Annotated in this window: 20 protein-coding genes and 2 pseudogenes; 10 read left to right on the forward strand and 12 right to left on the reverse strand. The window is 51.7% G+C overall.

All coding sequences use genetic code 11. The features are described from left to right. Positions 1-185: 185 nt before the first annotated feature. Positions 186-380 (reverse strand): annotated as a pseudogene (locus BGK49_RS21000) (DUF805 domain-containing protein); the annotation flags it as partial. A gap of 100 nt (positions 381-480) precedes the next feature. Here BGK49_RS21000 and BGK49_RS21005 point away from each other — a divergent pair. Then, the gene (locus BGK49_RS21005) at positions 481-1,080 is read left to right on the forward strand and encodes a YiiQ family protein (protein WP_000802226.1); all 600 of its coding nucleotides are present in this window, start codon (positions 481-483) and stop codon (positions 1,078-1,080) included. 107 nt (positions 1,081-1,187) lie between these two features. Continuing rightward, complete coding sequence (gene tpiA, locus BGK49_RS21010) at positions 1,188-1,955, forward strand: triose-phosphate isomerase (RefSeq protein ID WP_001216325.1); 768 nt, start codon at positions 1,188-1,190, stop codon at positions 1,953-1,955. Between the two features lie 54 nt (positions 1,956-2,009). On the opposite strand, the gene cdh is transcribed toward tpiA, so the two are convergent. The 5 genes from cdh to cpxP form a co-directional block, all read right to left on the reverse strand. Further along, on the reverse strand, positions 2,010-2,765 hold the full coding sequence (cdh, locus tag BGK49_RS21015; protein ID WP_000708998.1) for a CDP-diacylglycerol diphosphatase: 756 nt from the start codon (positions 2,763-2,765) through the stop codon (positions 2,010-2,012). Positions 2,766-2,871: 106 nt separating this feature from the next. Beyond that, entirely contained in the window at positions 2,872-3,861 is a 990-nt protein-coding gene (gene sbp, locus BGK49_RS21020; RefSeq protein ID WP_001045699.1) for a sulfate/thiosulfate ABC transporter substrate-binding protein Sbp, read from the reverse strand. A gap of 319 nt (positions 3,862-4,180) precedes the next feature. Then, the gene (gene pfkA, locus BGK49_RS21025) at positions 4,181-5,143 is read right to left on the reverse strand and encodes a 6-phosphofructokinase (RefSeq protein ID WP_000591795.1); all 963 of its coding nucleotides are present in this window, start codon (positions 5,141-5,143) and stop codon (positions 4,181-4,183) included. 180 nt (positions 5,144-5,323) lie between these two features. Then, entirely contained in the window at positions 5,324-6,226 is a 903-nt protein-coding gene (fieF, locus tag BGK49_RS21030; RefSeq protein ID WP_001076753.1) for a CDF family cation-efflux transporter FieF, read from the reverse strand. Between the two features lie 147 nt (positions 6,227-6,373). Next, a complete protein-coding gene (cpxP, locus tag BGK49_RS21035; RefSeq protein WP_001223797.1) occupies positions 6,374-6,886 on the reverse strand; it encodes a cell-envelope stress modulator CpxP in 513 nt (170 codons plus the stop codon). A 149-nt stretch (positions 6,887-7,035) separates the two neighbouring features. On the opposite strand from cpxP, the gene cpxR reads away from it, so the two are divergent. Then, positions 7,036-7,734 (forward strand): envelope stress response regulator transcription factor CpxR, encoded by a 699-nt coding sequence (cpxR, locus tag BGK49_RS21040; protein ID WP_001033722.1) that lies wholly within the window; start codon positions 7,036-7,038, stop codon positions 7,732-7,734. Then, entirely contained in the window at positions 7,731-9,104 is a 1,374-nt protein-coding gene (gene cpxA, locus BGK49_RS21045) for an envelope stress sensor histidine kinase CpxA (protein ID WP_000580417.1), read from the forward strand. Before cpxR ends, cpxA begins: the two co-directional genes overlap by 4 nt. A 105-nt stretch (positions 9,105-9,209) precedes the next feature. Here cpxA and yiiM read toward each other — a convergent pair whose 3' ends face one another. Together yiiM and kdgT are read right to left on the reverse strand one after the other, a co-directional pair. Next, positions 9,210-9,884, reverse strand: coding sequence for a 6-hydroxyaminopurine reductase (gene yiiM, locus BGK49_RS21050; RefSeq protein ID WP_001270260.1), 675 nt, complete (start codon positions 9,882-9,884; stop codon positions 9,210-9,212). A 148-nt stretch (positions 9,885-10,032) separates the two neighbouring features. Beyond that, a pseudogene (gene kdgT / locus BGK49_RS21055) lies at positions 10,033-11,015 on the reverse strand (2-keto-3-deoxygluconate transporter). A gap of 102 nt (positions 11,016-11,117) precedes the next feature. Between kdgT and BGK49_RS31795 the strand changes: the two are divergent. Beyond that, a complete protein-coding gene (locus BGK49_RS31795; RefSeq protein ID WP_000598276.1) occupies positions 11,118-11,234 on the forward strand; it encodes an RNA-binding protein in 117 nt (38 codons plus the stop codon). A 40-nt stretch (positions 11,235-11,274) separates the two neighbouring features. Here the strand turns inward: BGK49_RS31795 and sodA are convergent, their stop codons facing one another. Next, entirely contained in the window at positions 11,275-11,895 is a 621-nt protein-coding gene (gene sodA / locus BGK49_RS21065; protein ID WP_001297064.1) for a superoxide dismutase [Mn], read from the reverse strand. 283 nt (positions 11,896-12,178) lie between these two features. On the opposite strand from sodA, the gene rhaT reads away from it, so the two are divergent. Further along, on the forward strand, positions 12,179-13,165 hold the full coding sequence (rhaT, locus tag BGK49_RS21070; protein WP_069375830.1) for an L-rhamnose/proton symporter RhaT: 987 nt from the start codon (positions 12,179-12,181) through the stop codon (positions 13,163-13,165). On the opposite strand, the gene rhaR is transcribed toward rhaT, so the two are convergent. Both rhaR and rhaS read right to left on the reverse strand, forming a co-directional pair. Beyond that, a complete protein-coding gene (gene rhaR / locus BGK49_RS21075; protein WP_005044692.1) occupies positions 13,162-14,010 on the reverse strand; it encodes an HTH-type transcriptional activator RhaR in 849 nt (282 codons plus the stop codon). The two genes, rhaT and rhaR, sit on opposite strands and share 4 nt — an antisense overlap. A gap of 73 nt (positions 14,011-14,083) precedes the next feature. Next, positions 14,084-14,920 (reverse strand): HTH-type transcriptional activator RhaS, encoded by an 837-nt coding sequence (gene rhaS, locus BGK49_RS21080; protein ID WP_000217137.1) that lies wholly within the window; start codon positions 14,918-14,920, stop codon positions 14,084-14,086. A 287-nt stretch (positions 14,921-15,207) separates the two neighbouring features. On the opposite strand from rhaS, the gene rhaB reads away from it, so the two are divergent. From rhaB to rhaM, 4 genes are all read left to right on the forward strand, one after another. Continuing rightward, complete coding sequence (gene rhaB / locus BGK49_RS21090; RefSeq protein ID WP_000144114.1) at positions 15,208-16,620, forward strand: rhamnulokinase; 1,413 nt, start codon at positions 15,208-15,210, stop codon at positions 16,618-16,620. Continuing rightward, the gene (rhaA, locus tag BGK49_RS21095) at positions 16,617-17,876 is read left to right on the forward strand and encodes an L-rhamnose isomerase (RefSeq protein ID WP_000211510.1); all 1,260 of its coding nucleotides are present in this window, start codon (positions 16,617-16,619) and stop codon (positions 17,874-17,876) included. Before rhaB ends, rhaA begins: the two co-directional genes overlap by 4 nt. Positions 17,877-18,142: 266 nt before the next feature. Further along, positions 18,143-18,967, forward strand: coding sequence for a rhamnulose-1-phosphate aldolase (gene rhaD / locus BGK49_RS21100; protein WP_001179769.1), 825 nt, complete (start codon positions 18,143-18,145; stop codon positions 18,965-18,967). Between the two features lie 9 nt (positions 18,968-18,976). Then, a complete protein-coding gene (gene rhaM, locus BGK49_RS21105) occupies positions 18,977-19,276 on the forward strand; it encodes an L-rhamnose mutarotase (RefSeq protein WP_000619504.1) in 300 nt (99 codons plus the stop codon). 10 nt (positions 19,277-19,286) lie between these two features. Here rhaM and BGK49_RS21110 read toward each other — a convergent pair. Continuing rightward, on the reverse strand, positions 19,287-19,586 hold a 300-nt coding region (locus BGK49_RS21110), incomplete at its 5' end, for an IS1 family transposase (protein ID WP_069375675.1).

A 19,586-nucleotide genomic window follows, 5' to 3' on the forward strand; every position in this document is an offset into this window, starting at 1 on the left:
AAAGCTGATTCGCGACGTAAGAAAGTGGCAGGCTCATATGACGGACCTCTGTAATGCGGTATCCAACCCGCGAATATCAGCGTGATTCACCGTCGGATTTACTGCTACGTCGCCCTCAGGGAATTAAACCTAAAAAGAAAATCGTCAAAATTAGAGATTCCGGTTTGACACGGAAAGTCATATCAGCGCTTAACAGTTACTGCCGCTGTTGGCCAAAGCAAGCACACAAGGCAAAACGCCGCGGTCTGAATATCGAGTAAATTTTTACCCGCCAGTGAGAAAAGCACCAGCATGCCTGCGAACCACAGGCCTATCCAAATCCAGAAATCACGGCGTCCAATACGCCCTTTAAATGAGAATAACCATTGCTGTATGGTCATGTAAGTTCCTTGATGGTTGTCTTTTCCAGGATTCTACCCTTTTGACAAGGGCGACAGATATCGTTTTAATCGGAGCCAGTCATAACAAAAGGTACTGTCAATGAAGCCAGGGTGTACGCTGTTTTTTCTCTTATGTTCTGCATTAACCGTTACAACAACGGCGCATGCACAAACACCAGATACGGCAACGACCGCGCCTTATCTGCTGGCTGGAGCCCCTACTTTCGATCTCTCCATCAGCCAGTTTCGAGAAGACTTTAACAGCCAGAATCCTAGCCTGCCACTGAACGAATTTCGTGCCATCGACAGCAGTCCCGACAAAGCCAATCTCACTCGTGCTGCAAGTAAAATTAACGAGAACTTGTATGCTTCTACAGCGCTGGAGCGCGGTACCTTAAAAATCAAAAGCATTCAAATGACCTGGCTACCCATCCAGGGGCCAGAGCAAAAAGCAGCGAAAGCGAAAGCTCAGGAATACATGGCAGCAGTGATCCGCACACTCACCCCATTAATGACCAAAACACAAAGCCAGAAAAAACTGCAGTCGCTACTAACGGCGGGGAAAAACAAACGTTATTACACCGAGACAGAAGGTGCACTGCGTTATGTTGTCGCGGACAACGGCGAAAAGGGGCTGACCTTCGCTGTTGAACCGATTAAGCTGGCGCTATCTGAATCGCTTGAAGGTTTGAATAAATGACAAAAAGCAAAGCCTTTGTGCCGATGAATCTCTATACTGTTTCACAGACCTGCTGCCCTGCGGGGCGGCCATCTTCCTTTATTCGCTTATAAGCGTGGAGAATTAAAATGCGACATCCTTTAGTGATGGGTAACTGGAAACTGAACGGCAGCCGCCACATGGTTCACGAGCTGGTTTCTAACCTGCGTAAAGAGCTGGCAGGTGTTGCTGGCTGTGCGGTTGCAATCGCACCACCGGAAATGTACATCGATATGGCGAAGCGCGAAGCTGAAGGCAGCCACATCATGCTGGGTGCGCAAAACGTGGACCTGAACCTGTCCGGCGCATTCACCGGTGAAACCTCTGCTGCTATGCTGAAAGACATCGGCGCACAGTACATCATCATCGGCCACTCTGAACGTCGTACTTACCACAAAGAGTCTGACGAACTGATCGCGAAAAAATTCGCGGTGCTGAAAGAGCAGGGTCTGACTCCGGTTCTGTGCATCGGTGAAACCGAAGCTGAAAACGAAGCGGGCAAAACTGAAGAAGTTTGCGCACGTCAGATCGACGCGGTACTGAAAACTCAGGGTGCTGCGGCATTCGAAGGTGCGGTTATCGCTTACGAACCTGTATGGGCAATCGGTACTGGCAAATCTGCAACTCCGGCTCAGGCACAGGCTGTTCACAAATTCATCCGTGACCACATCGCTAAAGTTGACGCTAACATCGCTGAACAAGTGATCATTCAGTACGGCGGCTCTGTAAACGCGTCTAACGCTGCAGAACTGTTTGCTCAGCCAGACATCGACGGCGCGCTGGTTGGCGGTGCGTCTCTGAAAGCTGACGCTTTCGCAGTAATCGTTAAAGCTGCAGAAGCGGCTAAACAGGCTTAAGTCTGACAGGTGCCGGATTTCATATCCGGCACTTACTTTCCTTAACTCTTCGCCTTAACGCAAAATCTCACACTGATGATCCTGAATTTCCTCGGCTGAAGCACGGTTAAGCGTCAGTAGATTTCGTTGTGTCGCCAGCAATACAAATGAGTTATCACTCTGCCGTACCATCGCCAGCCCGTAGCTTCCCATATGTTCCCGCGCCTCAGGTACTTCTTCTGCCAGCATCATAAATGGGCTGCGTTGTACCAGTTCGCTTTCCGTTACCCGACGCGCCAGGTATTCATGCCCGCGCAAACCACCTGGCAGTGGCAACCAGCGGCTGCTGATGTTCGCCAGATTGTTATCCAGTTGTTCGCGCACATCAGGACGAATACAAGAGATATGAATATGAAAATGGTTTTGCGTACGCCCGGTGCGGGAGTTGATCGCCAAAGAAACCGCGCGATCGGGAACCGGCTGGCCGTACTTTTTGCTCATAAAATCACGCGCCTGCCAGGCCAACCAAAAGAAGTTCGGCGTTGAAGGATCGGTCAACAAAGGACTTTCAGTACCGTTAATACGATACGTTGGCATCAACAGATATTGCAGTGGGCCATTAAGATCTTTTAAAACCACGTATCCGGCATTGGGTTTGACTTCCGCACATGGCGAAGGATTTTGATTTTGCTGCTGATTGGGCAAACATTCCTCAAGGACAATCTTACGTAATGTATCCGACTCTTCACCGGTTAATTTCCAGTAACCAATACCGGCAGCCACAACGGCGATAACTATCATCACCAAAAAAAGAAGACCCGCTTTTTTCATCTTTTTTTCCCTGTACCTCAAAGAGATGCAAGGGTAACGCAAAATCGTGACAAATAAAAAACCCGGTCGCGAGAAACCACCGGGTTTGATAATTATCCTGGGGAAATCAGCGTTTGCTGATCTGATCGAACGTACCGCCGTTAGCAAAATGCTCTTTTTGCGCTTTCGTCCAGCCGCCGAACTCTTCATCAATGGTGAATAACTTCAGCTTTGGAAACGCATTTTCGTACTTTTTCGCTACTTCAGCGTCGCGCGGACGGTAGTAGTTTTTCGCGGCAATTTCCTGACCTTCTGGCGAGTAGAGATATTTCAGGTAGGCTTCCGCCACCTCTTTGGTGCCTTTTTTCTCGACCACTTTATCGACCACCGACACGGTTGGCTCTGCGAGGATAGACTCACTCGGCGTGACGATTTCGAATTTATCTTTCCCCAGTTCATTCGCTGCCAGCAGAGCTTCGTTTTCCCAGGCGATCAGTACATCGCCAATCCCGCGCTCGACAAAGGTGTTAGTGGAGCCGCGCGCGCCAGAATCCAGAACTTCGACGTTTTTATACAGTGCCCGAACAAAATCCTGTGCTTTTGCCTGATCGTTGTTGTTGTGATGCAGCGCGTAGCCCCAGGCAGCCAGGTAGTTCCAGCGTGCGCCACCAGAGCTTTTCGGATTAGGCGTGATCACCGAAACACCCGGTTTAATCAGATCGTTCCAGTCATGGATCTGCTTCGGATTGCCCTTACGCACCAGGAAAACAATGGTGGAAGTGTACGGTGCGGAGTTATCCGGCAGACGTTTGATCCACTCTTTATCAATCCGCCCGCGTTCCGCAATTGCGTCCACGTCATAGGCCAGAGCCAGCGTGACAACATCAGCTTCAATACCGTTGATTACCGACGTCGCTTGTTTACCTGAACCACCGTGTGACTGACGCATCACCACGTTATCACCAGTTTGCTGTTTCCAGTGGGCGCTGAATGCCTTGTTGTACTGTTCGTACAATTCGCGCGTTGGATCATATGAAACGTTAAGAAGCTGAATATCCTTTGCCATAACGCTGGTTGCCGCCAGCAAAAATGTTAACCCTACGCCCCACTTGTTCATCGCCCGACTCTCTTATGTTGTGTTGTGATGAGCAAAGCGTGCCAGAAGGTTAACCAAACATTAAAGAATAAAAAAAGATTGGCTATAACTTGCGGGTATATGTTGAGGGATTAAAAAGGCGGAAGAAATCCGCCTCATATTGCTGACAAAGTGCGCTTTGTCCATGCCGGATGCGGCGCGAACGCCTTATCCGGCCTACAAAAGTTTGCAAATTCAATAAATTGCAAAATTCATGTAGGCCTGATAAGCGAAGCGCATCAGGCATTTTTGCTTCTGTCATCGGTTTCAGGCTAAAGGAATCTGCCTTTTTCCGAAATCATTAATACAGTTTTTTCGCGCAGTCCAGCCAGTCACCTTTGAACGGACGCTTCATGTTTTCGATAGCGTCGATGATGTCGTGGTGAACCAGCTGTTCGTTCTGGATACCTACACAACGACCGCCGTAACCTGCCAGCAGCAGATCGATAGCGTAAGCGCCCATACGGGAAGCCAGAATACGGTCGTAAGGCACCGGAGAACCACCGCGCTGGATGTGGCCCAGCACAGTTGCGCGGGTTTCACGACCGGTTTCTTTCTCGATGAAATGCGCCAGTTCGTCAACATCACACATATGTTCGGTAATCGCCACGATCGCGTGTTTTTTACCTTTCGCGATACCCGCTTTGATTTCGTTTACCAGGTCTTCACGGCTGAATTCAACTTCCGGAACCACAACGAATTCACAGCCACCGGCAATGGCCGCAGCCAACGTCAGATCGCCACAATAACGGCCCATCACTTCCACCACGGAAATACGCTGGTGAGAAGAAGAGGTGTCACGCAGACGGTCGATCGCTTCTACAACGGTGCTCAGCGCAGTGAAGAAACCGATAGTGTAGTCAGTGCCTTTGATGTCGTTGTCGATAGTGCCCGGCAGACCGATGCACGGGAAGCCCATTTCGGTCAGACGCATTGCACCCATGTAGGAACCGTCACCGCCGATAACCACCAGCGCGTCGATACCACGTTTTTTCAGGTTTTCGATAGCCACGGCGCGGATGTTCTCGTCGCGGAATTCCGGGAAACGCGCAGAACCGAGGAACGTACCGCCACGGTTGATCATGTCAGACACGCTGTAACGGTCTAGCTGTACCATACGGTCTTCATACAGACCCAGATAGCCGTCATAAATACCCATTACTTCCAGACCTTCTGTCAGCGCAGAACGAACAACCCCGCGAATTGCGGCGTTCATGCCTGGCGCATCACCGCCGCTTGTCAACACACCGATTTTCTTAATCATGACTACCTCTGAACTTTGGAATGCAAAATGAAATCTGTTGCCGGAAGTCTTCTTGCACATCGCAGTGATCCAACGAATGTGCAAATAGTATAACAATCACTTCCTGCTGAATTGATTCAGGTCAGGCCAAATGGCGGTATTTTATACACAAAATGCGGGTCTGGCTCTCTTTTATACTGATTATGAAAGCATAGACCGTTTACCCTCCCTGGGTACGACGGAACAGGGGTCCTGATGGATAATTACATCCGATCCCGGAAAACGCCGTAAAATAGCCTGCTCTACCTGATCCGCCACCATATGTGCCTGAACCAAAGGCAGAGAGTCTTCCATTTCCAAATGAATCTGAATAAAGCGGGTCGGCCCTGACTGCCGCGTGCGAAGATCGTGAGCGCCGCTAACACCCGGCCAGGAAGTCACGATATCAATAATTTCTTGCCGTTCCTCATCAGGCAATGCGCGATCCAGTAATGACTGTACCGCCTCATATCCCATGCGTAACGCGCTATATAAAATATAGATGCCGATTCCCAATGCAAACAGAGCATCGGCGCGATGCCAGCCGTACCAGGACAACCCCAGCGCCAGCAGAATTGCGCCGTTCATCATAACATCAGACTGGTAATGTAGCATATCAGCCCGCACCGCCTGGCTTTGCGTCCGGCGCACCACCCAACGCTGAAACGAGACAAGGATAATCGTACAAATTAGCGCCACAATTGTCACGATAACCCCGACGCCTGGATCTATCATCGGTGTTGGAGATATCATATGTTGAATACCCGTCAAAAACAGGAATAGTGCCGAACCGGAGATAAACATACTTTGCGCCAGCGCCGCGAGGGACTCTGCTTTACCGTGACCAAACGAGTGATTATCGTCGGCAGGTTGCAGGGAATATCGCACCACCAGTAAATTCGTCAACGACGCGCCGATATCCACCAGCGAATCCACCAGCGCGGCGAGAATACTCACCGACCCGGTATACCACCATGCAAAAATTTTAATCAGCAATAGCAACGAAGCCATCGCCGTCGCAGCAATCGCCGCCCGACTGACCAGCCGTCCATAAGATTGATTCATAAATACTCCCGCTATCAACTGACGCTAGTATAACGGAAGCAAATCATCTGCAATGCATTAAGCAGCAGGCAAATTGAGGATAAAAAAAACCCCACATCATGTGGGGGAAGACAGGGATGGTGTCTATGGCAAGGAAAACAGGGTTTACTACTGGGAACGTGAGTTGCTACTACTCAATAGCTTCAACGATGAACTTTTTTGCCATTGCGTCACGTCACGCAACTGCTCCATTCGTTGTTGATGTTTCTCGTTTAAAACCGCTTGCTGCTCCGGCGTTAACAGGCGATACATTTGGTTGCGGACTTTTGCCATCTCAACCTGACGAGCAATTTGCTCATTCGCCATTTTTTCTGCCTGTGCGCGCACAGCGTTTTCATCAAAATTTTCTGCGGTGACAAGGCGATGCATTGTCTCCAGTTCGCTAACATTAACAGGAGGCTGTTCGTGCCGGGCCTGTTGCATAAGATCTCGCATCTGCTGACGCTGATGTTCGGTTAAACTTATGCCGTCGAACATATGGCTCTGCGTACTGCGCTGCGTACTGCGCTGCGTAAGTTCTTCACCCGGATGCCAGTTATCGTCTGAACCGACTTCAGCAGCGTGGCTTAATGAACTGACTGCCAGCGTTGAGGCCATGACGGCAGCGGTAACTATGCGCATCATTTGCTCCCAAAATCTTTCTGTCGCGATTCAACGATAGAGAGTTTACGATTCAGGCTGCAAACATGCGTCAGGGGGTGTAAAACAACGTAAAGTCATGGATTAGCGACGTCTGATGACGTAATTTCTGCCTCGGAGGTATTTAAACAATGAATAAAATCCTGTTAGTTGATGATGACCGAGAGCTGACTTCCCTATTAAAGGAGCTGCTCGAGATGGAAGGCTTCAACGTGATTGTTGCCCACGATGGGGAACAGGCGCTTGATCTTCTGGACGACAGCATTGATTTACTTTTGCTTGACGTAATGATGCCGAAGAAAAATGGTATCGACACATTAAAAGCACTTCGCCAGACACACCAGACGCCTGTCATTATGTTGACGGCGCGCGGCAGTGAACTTGATCGCGTTCTCGGCCTTGAGCTGGGCGCAGATGACTATCTCCCGAAACCGTTTAATGATCGTGAGCTGGTGGCACGTATTCGCGCGATCCTGCGCCGTTCGCACTGGAGCGAGCAACAGCAAAACAACGACAACGGTTCACCGACACTGGAAGTTGATGCCTTAGTGCTGAATCCAGGCCGTCAGGAAGCCAGCTTCGACGGGCAAACGCTGGAGTTAACCGGTACTGAGTTTACCCTGCTCTATTTGCTGGCACAGCATCTGGGTCAGGTGGTTTCCCGTGAACATTTAAGCCAGGAAGTGTTGGGCAAACGCCTGACGCCTTTCGACCGCGCTATTGATATGCACATTTCCAACCTGCGTCGTAAACTGCCGGATCGTAAAGATGGTCACCCGTGGTTTAAAACCTTGCGTGGTCGCGGCTATCTGATGGTTTCTGCTTCATGATAGGCAGCTTAACCGCGCGCATCTTCGCCATCTTCTGGCTGACGCTGGCGCTGGTGTTGATGTTGGTTTTGATGTTACCCAAGCTCGATTCACGCCAGATGACCGAGCTTCTGGATAGCGAACAGCGTCAGGGGCTGATGATTGAGCAGCATGTCGAAGCGGAGCTGGCGAACGATCCGCCCAACGATTTAATGTGGTGGCGGCGTCTGTTCCGGGCGATTGATAAGTGGGCACCGCCAGGACAGCGTTTGTTATTGGTGACCACCGAAGGCCGCGTGATCGGCGCTGAACGCAGCGAAATGCAGATCATTCGTAACTTTATTGGTCAGGCCGATAACGCCGATCATCCGCAGAAGAAAAAGTATGGCCGCGTGGAACTGGTCGGTCCGTTCTCCGTGCGTGATGGCGAAGATAATTACCAACTTTATCTGATTCGTCCGGCCAGCAGTTCTCAATCCGATTTCATTAACTTACTGTTTGACCGCCCGCTATTACTGCTGATTGTCACCATGTTGGTCAGTACGCCGCTGCTGTTGTGGTTGGCCTGGAGTCTGGCAAAACCGGCGCGTAAGCTGAAAAACGCTGCCGATGAAGTTGCCCAGGGAAACTTACGCCAGCACCCGGAACTGGAAGCGGGGCCACAGGAATTCCTTGCCGCAGGTGCCAGTTTTAACCAGATGGTCACCGCGCTGGAGCGCATGATGACCTCTCAGCAGCGTCTGCTTTCTGATATCTCTCACGAGCTGCGCACCCCGCTGACGCGTCTGCAACTGGGTACGGCGTTACTGCGCCGTCGTAGCGGTGAAAGCAAGGAACTGGAGCGTATTGAAACCGAAGCGCAACGTCTGGACAGCATGATCAACGATCTGTTGGTGATGTCACGTAATCAGCAAAAAAACGCGCTGGTTAGCGAAACCATCAAAGCCAACCAGTTGTGGAGTGAAGTGCTGGATAACGCGGCGTTCGAAGCCGAGCAAATGGGCAAGTCGTTGACAGTTAACTTCCCGCCTGGGCCGTGGCCGCTGTACGGCAATCCGAACGCCCTGGAAAGTGCGCTGGAAAACATTGTTCGTAATGCTCTGCGTTATTCCCATACGAAGATTGAAGTGGGCTTTGCGGTAGATAAAGACGGTATCACCATTACGGTGGACGACGATGGTCCTGGCGTTAGCCCGGAAGATCGCGAACAGATTTTCCGTCCGTTCTATCGGACCGATGAAGCACGCGATCGTGAATCTGGCGGTACAGGATTGGGGCTGGCGATTGTTGAAACCGCCATTCAGCAGCATCGTGGCTGGGTGAAGGCAGAAGACAGCCCGCTGGGCGGTTTACGGCTGGTGATTTGGTTGCCGCTGTATAAGCGGAGTTAAACTCCGCATTTGTAGGCAGGATAAGGCGTTTACGCCGCATCCGGCATTTGAGCAGGATGCCTGATGCGACGCTGATAGCGTCTTATCAGGCCTACACTCCGGGGGTTATTTTCCCCACAACCGGCGGGAAAAATCTTCGATCTTGCCGCTCAGTCGGCGCTTTTGCATCGTCCGCGTCCAGCTTTTCGATAACCCGGCGGCGGAGAGTAAACGGTGATACTGATCGTCATCAAACGGCATATGCCATGCGATGGCGGCAGCCTCCTGCACGGTCACATCGCTGACACGGGAAACCAACTCCAGCGGCGCGTCCGCAGACACTTTCCCTGGCGCTATCACGCTATACAACCACCCCACCTTACCTGTGTTTTGCATCAACTGCGCTATATCGCTGATATCAAAATGGTAATTGAGTTTATAGCAAGGCGAGCGCGGCTGGCTGACCTGAATTAATGCCTCTCCCCAGCGGAAAATATCGCCCATATAAACATTACTTTCCGTCAGGCCGTCGGTTGAGAGGTTTTCACCAAACGCAGGCGCAACAAACAACTCCGCCTGTTCCGGAAATTCCCGCGCCCAGTAGAGATAATGCTCACGAGGATAATGACACAGCGCTCTGTCTGGCCCACCGTGAACCTTTTTCTCCGCCTGCTCGTCACCTTCCAGCCCCAGCTCCGTCAGCATCAACTCACCATCAACCTGGATTTTGGCAATTGCGCTGGGTTTGCCTTCGGGATAAGCCTGAATCTTGCCTGTGTATACATCAACCGGATATCGCATCTGTTCCCTCTCCACGAGAAATTTCCCCATTAGACCATATTTATTTTATGTCAGGCGTGCTGTTTTCGCGGTAAGTATCCAGGCAGGAACTCAATAGCAAACCGGACGAACGTTAGTTCATCCGGCTGTGGGGATTAAGGAAGCAGGTTTATTTCACCGTACCTAAAATTTCGATTTTCGCTGCTCTGGCTTTGACTTTACGTGACCAGATAGAGGTAAGAATTGGCACCAGAATCGAAGTCACAATGACCGCCGTCGCTACCAGCGAAGTTGCTGCCGGAGCCATCGGTTTAAACGCAGGCACCATTTCTGCAATCAGCACAGGTGTCGCTACCGCGGCCCCTGCGGAACTGGAAGCGGCAATTCCGGCAGTGCCATCGCCACCGCCAATCAATTTATCGGCGATAATCAACGGAATACCGGTCACGATAATTACTGCCACACCCAACAGGATCCCCAGCAAACCAGTCTGGGCAATCACAGTCAAATCAATGGTATTGCCCAGCGCGAAGGCAAAGAATGGAATCAGCGTTTGCACCGCTTTGCTGAAAAATTCTCGTAATTCAGGGTCAAGGTTCCCCAGGGCAAAGCCCACGAGGAACGGTAATACTGCGCCGACGAAAACATGCGGTTCAAACGAGGCAATCCCTGCAGTGCCCAGAATAATCATCGTCATGAGCGCCCCGGACTCCAACGACATCAACACAAATGCCCCAGCTTCTTCTTTTGTGCCGTACTGCTGCATGATGGAAGCGTAAAGTCCGCCATTGGTCATATCCATCGCCGCCACCAGCGCCAGCGTTGAAAGTCCGGCAAAGAATCCAACTTCAACGCCATGTTCCGGAATAATGCGCGAGGCAATTGCCGCAACCACCCACGCGACGGCAATTTTTGTTACCACCAGCGTACCGGATTTACGCAATACCGTTCCCGTCGCGCTTAATTTTATTGACGCCCCCATGCAAAAAAACCACACCGCCAGAATGGACACCGTACCGGTAATCATCCCGTTGGTGAATGATCCAAAATATTTCCCCGCCCCCGGCGAGAAGGTGTGGCACAGTGCGCCAAGGAATAGCGGGACGAGCATCATCCCCCCGGGATTTTCTCAATCGAGCGTTTTATCTGCATTTCCATCACCTGTCGGCATATTTTTAAGGGCTGATGCGTAATTCCTCAATGGAGCATCAGTGTTGATGGAAACGAAGATAGACATTCATTTAATCAATAAAAGTGATCAAAACCACATTAATTGAAACGCTGTTTTATTTTTATCGGATCATTGTTTTTATTTTGAAATTGAACACAAAAAAACCACCGCCGTTGGCGATGGTTCATTTTTTAAGCTGATATGCGGCGTAAACGCCTCATTGCAGCAGGCGGCAAATGATTATTTTTTCGCCGCGAAACGTGCCGCTGCTTCATCCCAGTTCACCACGTTCCAGAACTCTTTGATGTAGTCCGGACGGCGGTTCTGGAATTTCAGGTAGTAAGCATGTTCCCACACATCCAGGCCCAGAATCGGGAAGCCGGAAGCGCCAGAAATAGCTTCACCCATCAGCGGGGAATCCTGGTTAGCAGTAGAAACCACCGCCAGTTTATCGCCTTTCAGCACCAGCCATGCCCAGCCGGAACCAAAGCGGGAAGCTGCCGCTTTCTCAAATTCTGCTTTGAAGTTATCAACGGAGCCGAAGTCACGTTCGATAGCCGCTTTCAGGTCACCCTGTAAGGTGGTGCCTTTTTTCAGACCTTTCCAGAACAGGCTGTGGTTAGCGTGACCGCCAGCGTTGTTGCGCAGTACGGTTTTCTTGTCTGCTGGCAGCTGGTCCAGTTTGGTGATCAGCTCTTCAACCGGCAGGTTGGCAAATTCTGGCAGGCTTTCCAGCGCCGCGTTGGCGTTGTTGACGTAGGTCTGATGGTGTTTGGTGTGGTGGATTTCCATGGTCTGCTTATCGAAGTGCGGTTCCAGGGCATCGTAAGCATACGGCAGGGATGGCAGGGTATAGCTCATATTCATCTCCAGTATTGTCGGGCGGCCGATTGTTAATGCGCGTAAGCAGTTGGTTCATTATAGTTAATTAAATGATATTGAAAATGATTATCAATGCTGTACTTTTCGTAAGGGTATGGTTTTGCAGGAAAATGCCCGAGATGTGAAGCAAATCACCCACTTAATGCCGTGATTGCCAGTAAATCGACAACGGCGGCAACAGGCGAAAGGTTAATCGACAGCACGATTTTTACACTCATCTCGTCGGAGATGTGACGCGACGAAAAATGATGAGGATAAGAAGATGAGTAACGCGATTACGATGGGGATATTTTGGCATTTGATCGGCGCGGCCAGTGCAGCCTGTTTTTACGCTCCGTTCAAAAAAGTAAAAAAATGGTCATGGGAAACCATGTGGTCAGTTGGTGGGATTGTTTCGTGGATTATTCTGCCGTGGGCCATCAGCGCCCTGTTACTGCCGAATTTCTGGGCGTATTACAGCTCGTTTAGTCTCTCTACGCTGCTGCCTGTTTTTCTGTTCGGCGCTATGTGGGGGATCGGTAATATCAACTACGGCCTGACCATGCGTTATCTCGGCATGTCGATGGGAATTGGCATCGCCATTGGCATTACGTTGATTGTCGGTACGCTGATGACGCCAATTATCAACGGCAATTTCGATGTTCTGCTTAATACCGAAGGCGGACGCATGACGTTGCTCGGCGTTCTGGTGGCGCTGATTGGTGTAGGGATTGTGACTCGCGCCGGGCAGTTGAAAGAGCGCAAAATGGGCATTAAAGCCGAAGAGTTCAACCTGAAAAAAGGGCTGGTGCTGGCGGTGATGTGCGGCATTTTCTCTGCCGGTATGTCTTTTGCGATGAACGCCGCAAAACCGATGCATGAAGCCGCTGCCGCACTGGGCGGCGGCGCGATCATCAACCTCGGTTTCTGCTTCATTCGTCTGGCAAAAGTGAAGGATTTGTCGCTAAAAGCCGACTTCTCGCTGGCAAAACCGCTGATCATTCACAATGTGTTACTCTCAGCACTGGGCGGGTTGATGTGGTATCTGCAATTCTTTTTCTATGCCTGGGGCCACGCCCGCATTCCGGCGCAGTATGACTACATCAGTTGGATGCTGCATATGAGTTTCTATGTATTGTGCGGCGGTATCGTCGGGCTGGTGCTGAAAGAGTGGAACAATGCAGGTCGCCGTCCGGTAACGGTGTTGAGCCTCGGTTGTGTGGTGATTATTGTCGCCGCCAACATCGTCGGCATCGGCATGGCGAATTAATCTTTCTGCGAATTGAGATGACGCCACTGGCTGGGCGTCATCCCGGTTTCCCGGGTAAACACCACCGAAAAATAGTTACTATCTTCAAAGCCACATTCGGTCGAAATATCACTGATTAACAGGCGGCTATGCTGGAGAAGATATTGCGCATGACACACTCTGACCTGCCGCAGATATTGATTGATGGTCATTCCAGTCTGCTGGCGAAATTGCTGACGCAAAACGCGCTCACTGCACGATGCCTCATCACAAAATTTATCCAGCGCAAAGGGACTTTTCAGGCTAGCCGCCAGCCGGGTAATCAGCTTATCCAGCAACGTTTCGCTGGATGTTGGCGGCAACGAATCACTGGTGTAACGATGGCGATTCAGCAACATCACCAACTGCCCGAACAGCAACTCAGCCATTTCGTTAGCAAACGACACATGCTGACTACTTTCATGCTCAAGCTGACCGATAACCTGCCACGCCTGCGCCATCCCCACGCTACCTAAGCGCCAGTGTGGTTGCCCTGCGCTGGCGCTAAATCCCGGAATCGCTCCCTGCCAGTCAAGATTCAGCTTCAGCCGCTCCGGGCAATAAATAATATTCTGCAAAACCAGATCGTTAACGGAAGCGTAGGAGTGTTTATCGTCAGCATGAATGTAAAAGAGATCGCCACGGGTAATGCGATAAGGGCGATCGTTGAGTACATGCAGACCATTACCGCGCCAGACAATCACCAGCTCACAAAAATCATGTGTATGTTCGGCAAAAACATCTTGCGGATAACGGTCAGCCACAGCGACTGCCTGCTGGTCGCTGGCAAAAAAATCATCTTTGAGAAGTTTTAACTGATGCGCCACCGTGGCTACCTCGGCCAGAGAACGAAGTTGATTATTCGCAATATGGCGTACAAATACGTTGAGAAGATTCGCGTTATTGCAGAAAGCCATCCCGTCCCTGGCGAATATCACGCGGTGACCAGTTAAACTCTCGGCGAAAAAGCGTCGAAAAGTGGTTACTGTCGCTGAATCCGCAGCGATAGGCGATGTCAGTAACGCTGGCCTCGCTGTGACGTAGCAGATGTCGGGCCTTCATCAGTCGCAGGCGGTTCAGGTAACGCTGAGGCGTCAGTCCCGTTTGCTGCTTAAGCTGCCGATGTAGCGTACGCAGTGAAAGAGAAAATTGATCCGCCACTGCATCCCAATTCACCTCATCGGCAAAATGGTCCTCCAGCCAGGCCAGAAGCAAGTTGAGACGTGATGCGCTGTTTTCCAGGTTCTCCTGCAAACTGCTTTTACGCAGCAAGAGCAGTAATTGCATAAACAAGATCTCGCGACTGGCGGTCGAGGGTAAATCATTTTCCCCTTCCTGCTGTTCCATCTGTGCAACCAGCTGTCGCACCTGCTGCAATACGCTGTGGTTAACGCGCCAGTGAGACGGATACTGCCCATCCAGTTCTTGTGGCAGCAACTGATTCAGCCCGGCGAGAAACTGAAATCGATCCGGCGAGCGATACAGCACATTGGTCAGACACAGATTATCGGTATGTTCATACAGATGCCGATCATGATCGCGTACGAAACAGACCGTGCCACCGGTGATGGTATAGGGCTGCCCATTAAACACATGAATACCCGTGCCATGTTCGACAATCACAATTTCATGAAAATCATGATGATGTTCAGGAAAATCCGCCTGCGGGAGCCGGGGTTCTATCGCCACGGACGCGTTACCAGACGGAAAAAAATCCACACTATGTAATACGGTCATACTGGCCTCCTGATGTCGTCAACACGGCGAAATAGTAATCACGAGGTCAGGTTCTTACCTTAAATTTTCGACGGAAAACCACGTAAAAAACGTCTATTTTTCAAGATACAGCGTGAATTTTCAGGAAATGCGGTGAGCATCACATCACCACAATGAAGCAAATTGTGAACATCATCACGTTCATCTTTCCCTGGTTGCCAATGGCCCATTTTCCTGTCAGTAACGAGAAGGTCACGAATTCAGGCGCTTTTTAGACTGGTCGTAATGAAATTCAGCAGGATCACATTATGACCTTTCGCAATTGTGTCGCCGTCGATCTCGGCGCATCCAGTGGGCGCGTGATGCTGGCGCGTTACGAGCGTGAATGCCGCAGCATGACGCTGCGCGAAATCCATCGTTTTAACAATGACCTGCATAGCCAGAACGGTTATGTCACCTGGAATGTGGATAGCCTGGAAAGTGCCATTCGCCTTGGATTAAACAAGGTGTGCGAGGAAGGGATTCGTATCGATAGCATTGGGATTGATACCTGGGGCGTGGACTTTGTGCTGCTCGACCAACAGGGTCAGCGTGTGGGCCTGCCCGTTGCTTATCGCGATAGCCGCTCCAATGGCCTAATGGCGCAGGCACAGCAACAACTCGGCAAACGCGATATTTATCAACGTAGCGGCATCCAGTTTCTGCCCTTCAATACGCTTTATCAACTGCGTGCGCTGACGGAGCAACAACCTGAACTTATTCCACACATTGCTCACGCTCTGCTGATGCCGGATTACTTCAGCTATCGCCTGACCGGCAAGATGAACTGGGAATATACCAATGCCACCACCACACAACTGGTCAATATCAATAGCGACGACTGGGACGAGTCGCTACTGGCGTGGAGCGGGGCCAACAAAGCCTGGTTTGGTCGCCCGACGCATCCGGGTAATGTCATTGGGCACTGGATTTGCCCGCAGGGTAATGAGATTCCGGTGGTCGCCGTTGCCAGCCATGATACCGCCAGCGCGGTTATCGCCTCGCCGTTAAACGGTTCACGCGCTGCTTATCTCTCTTCTGGCACCTGGTCATTGATGGGCTTCGAAAGCCAGACGCCATTTACCAATGACACGGCGCTGGCAGCCAACATAACCAATGAAGGCGGGGCGGAAGGTCGCTATCGGGTGCTGAAAAATATTATGGGCTTATGGCTGCTTCAGCGAGTGCTTCAGGAGCGGCAAATCAACGATCTCCCGGCGCTTATCGCCGCGACACAGGCACTTCCGGCCTGCCGCTTCATCATCAATCCCAATGACGATCGCTTTATTAATCCTGAGGCGATGTGCAGCGAAATTCAGGCTGCGTGTCGGGAAACGGCGCAACCGATCCCGGAAAGTGATGCTGAACTGGCGCAGCTACGCGGTGAAGATTTCTCGCAACTGCATATTGTCGGCGGCGGCTGCCAGAACACGCTGCTCAACCAGCTATGTGCCGATGCCTGCGGTATTCGGGTGATCGCCGGGCCTGTTGAAGCCTCGACGCTCGGCAATATCGGCATCCAGTTAATGACGCTGGATGAACTCAACAATGTGGATGATTTCCGTCAGGTCGTCAGCACCACCGCGAATCTGACCACCTTTACCCCTAATCCTGACAGTGAAATTGCCCACTATGTGGCGCAGCTTCACTCTACACGACAGACAAAGGAGCTTTGCGCATGACCACTCAACTGGAACAGGCCTGGGAGCTGGCGAAACAGCGTTTCGCGGCGGTGGGGATTGATGTCGAGGAGGCGCTGCGCCAACTTGATCGTTTACCCGTTTCAATGCACTGCTGGCAGGGCGATGATGTTTCCGGTTTTGAAAACCCGGAAGGTTCGCTGACCGGGGGGATTCAGGCCACAGGCAATTATCCGGGCAAAGCGCGTAATGCCAGTGAGCTACGTGCCGATCTGGAACAGGCTATGCGGCTGATTCCGGGGCCGAAACGGCTTAATTTACATGCCATCTATCTGGAATCAGATACGCCAGTCTCGCGCGACCAGATCAAACCAGAGCACTTCAAAAACTGGGTTGAATGGGCGAAAGCCAATCAGCTCGGTCTGGATTTTAACCCCTCCTGCTTTTCGCATCCGCTAAGCGCCGATGGCTTTACGCTCTCGCATCCCGACGACAGCATTCGCCAGTTCTGGATTGATCACTGCAAAGCCAGCCGTCGCGTTTCGGCCTATTTTGGCGAGCAACTCGGCACACCATCGGTGATGAACATCTGGATCCCGGATGGTATGAAAGATATCACCGTTGACCGTCTCGCCCCGCGTCAGCGTCTGCTGGCAGCACTGGATGAGGTGATCAGCAAGAAGCTAAACCCTGCGCACCATATCGACGCCGTTGAGAGCAAATTGTTTGGCATTGGCGCAGAGAGCTACACGGTTGGCTCCAATGAGTTTTACATGGGGTATGCCACCAGCCGCCAGACTGCGCTGTGCCTAGACGCCGGGCACTTCCACCCGACTGAAGTGATTTCCGACAAGATTTCCGCCGCCATGCTGTATGTGCCGCAGTTGCTGCTGCACGTCAGCCGTCCGGTTCGCTGGGACTGCGATCACGTAGTGCTGCTGGATGATGAAACCCAGGCAATTGCCAGTGAGATTGTGCGTCACGATCTGTTTGACCGGGTGCATATCGGCCTTGACTTCTTCGATGCCTCTATCAACCGCATTGCCGCGTGGGTCATTGGTACACGCAATATGAAAAAAGCCCTGCTGCGTGCGTTGCTGGAACCTACCGCTGAGCTGCGCAAGCTGGAAGCGGCGGGCGATTACACTGCGCGTCTGGCACTGCTGGAAGAGCAGAAATCGTTGCCGTGGCAGGCGGTCTGGGAAATGTATTGCCAACGTCACGATACGCCAGCAGGTAGCGAATGGCTGGAGAGCGTGCGGGCTTATGAAAAAGAAATTTTGAGCCAGCGTGGGTAAACACTGCCGGATGCGGCGCGAGCGCCTTATCCGGCCTACGGGTCGGCAACAGTTGTAGGCCTAATAAGACGCGACAGCGTCGCATCAGGCATTGATTGCCGGATGCGGCACGAGTGCCTTATCCGGCCTACAGGTCGGCAATAGTTGTAGGCCTGATAAGACGCGACAGCGTCGCATCAGGCATTGATTGCCGGATGCGGCACGAGCGCCTTATCCGGCCTACGGGTCGTGCATCTGACAACACCGAATTTACAGGAACACAGAACATGCAAAACATTACCCAGTCCTGGTTTGTCCAGGGAATGATCAAAGCCACCACCGATGCCTGGCTGAAAGGCTGGGACGAACGCAACGGCGGCAACCTGACGCTGCGCCTAGATGACGCCGATATCGCGCCTTATAAAGACAACGTCCATGCACAACCGCGCTATATCCCGCTCAGCCAGCCCATGCCTTTACTGGCAAATACACCGTTTATTGTCACCGGCTCCGGCAAATTCTTCCGTAACGTCCAGCTCGATCCTGCAGCTAACTTAGGCGTCGTAAAAGTCGACAGCGATGGCGCGGGCTACCATATTCTCTGGGGGTTAACCAACGAAGCCATCCCGACATCCGAACTCCCGGCGCACTTTCTCTCCCACTGCGAGCGCATTAAAGCCACCAACGGTAAAGATCGGGTGATCATGCACTGCCACGCCACCAACCTGATCGCCCTCACCTATGTACTGGAAAACGACACCGCGGTCTTTACTCGCCAACTGTGGGAAGGCAGCACCGAGTGTCTGGTGGTATTCCCGGATGGCGTTGGCATTCTGCCGTGGATGGTGCCCGGCACGGACGAAATCGGCCAGGCGACCGCACAAGAGATGCAAAAACATTCGCTGGTGTTGTGGCCCTTCCACGGCGTCTTCGGCAGCGGGTCGACGTTGGATGAAACATTCGGTTTAATCGACACCGCAGAAAAATCAGCACAAGTATTAGTGAAGGTTTATTCGATGGGCGGCATGAAACAGACCATCAGCCGTGAAGAGTTGATAGCGCTCGGCAAGCGCTTCGGCGTTACACCACTAGCCAGTGCGCTGGCGCTGTAAGGAGCAAACATGATCCGCAAAGCCTTTGTCATGCAGGTTAACCCCGACGCCCACGAAGAGTATCAGCGTCGGCATAACCCCATCTGGCCGGAACTGGAAGCAGTGTTGAAATCTCACGGTGCGCATAACTACGCCATTTACCTCGACAAAGCGCGTAATCTGCTGTTTGCCACGGTAGAGATTGAATCTGAAGAACGGTGGAATGCGGTAGCCAGTACTGATGTTTGCCAACGTTGGTGGAAATATATGACCGATGTTATGCCCGCTAACCCGGATAACAGCCCGGTGAGTAGCGAGCTGCAAGGGTAATGACTCCAACTTACTGATAGTGTTTTATGTTCAGATAATGCCCGATGACCTTGTCATGCAGCTCCACCGATTTTGAGAACGACAGTGACTTCCGTCCCAGCCTTGCCAGATGTTGTCTCAGATTCAGATTATGTCGCTCAATGCGCTGAGTGTAACGCTTGCTGATAACGTGCAGCTTTCCCTTCAGGCGTGATTCATACTGCGGCCAGCCATCCGTCATCCATACCACGACCTCAAAGGCCGACAGCAGGCTCAGAAGACGCTCCAGTGTGGCCAGAGTGCGTTCACCGAAGACGTGCGCCACAACCGT

The sequence above is a fragment of the Shigella sp. FC1544 genome, from assembly GCF_001722145.1.
Classification (GTDB): Bacteria; Pseudomonadota; Gammaproteobacteria; order Enterobacterales; family Enterobacteriaceae; genus Escherichia; species Escherichia coli.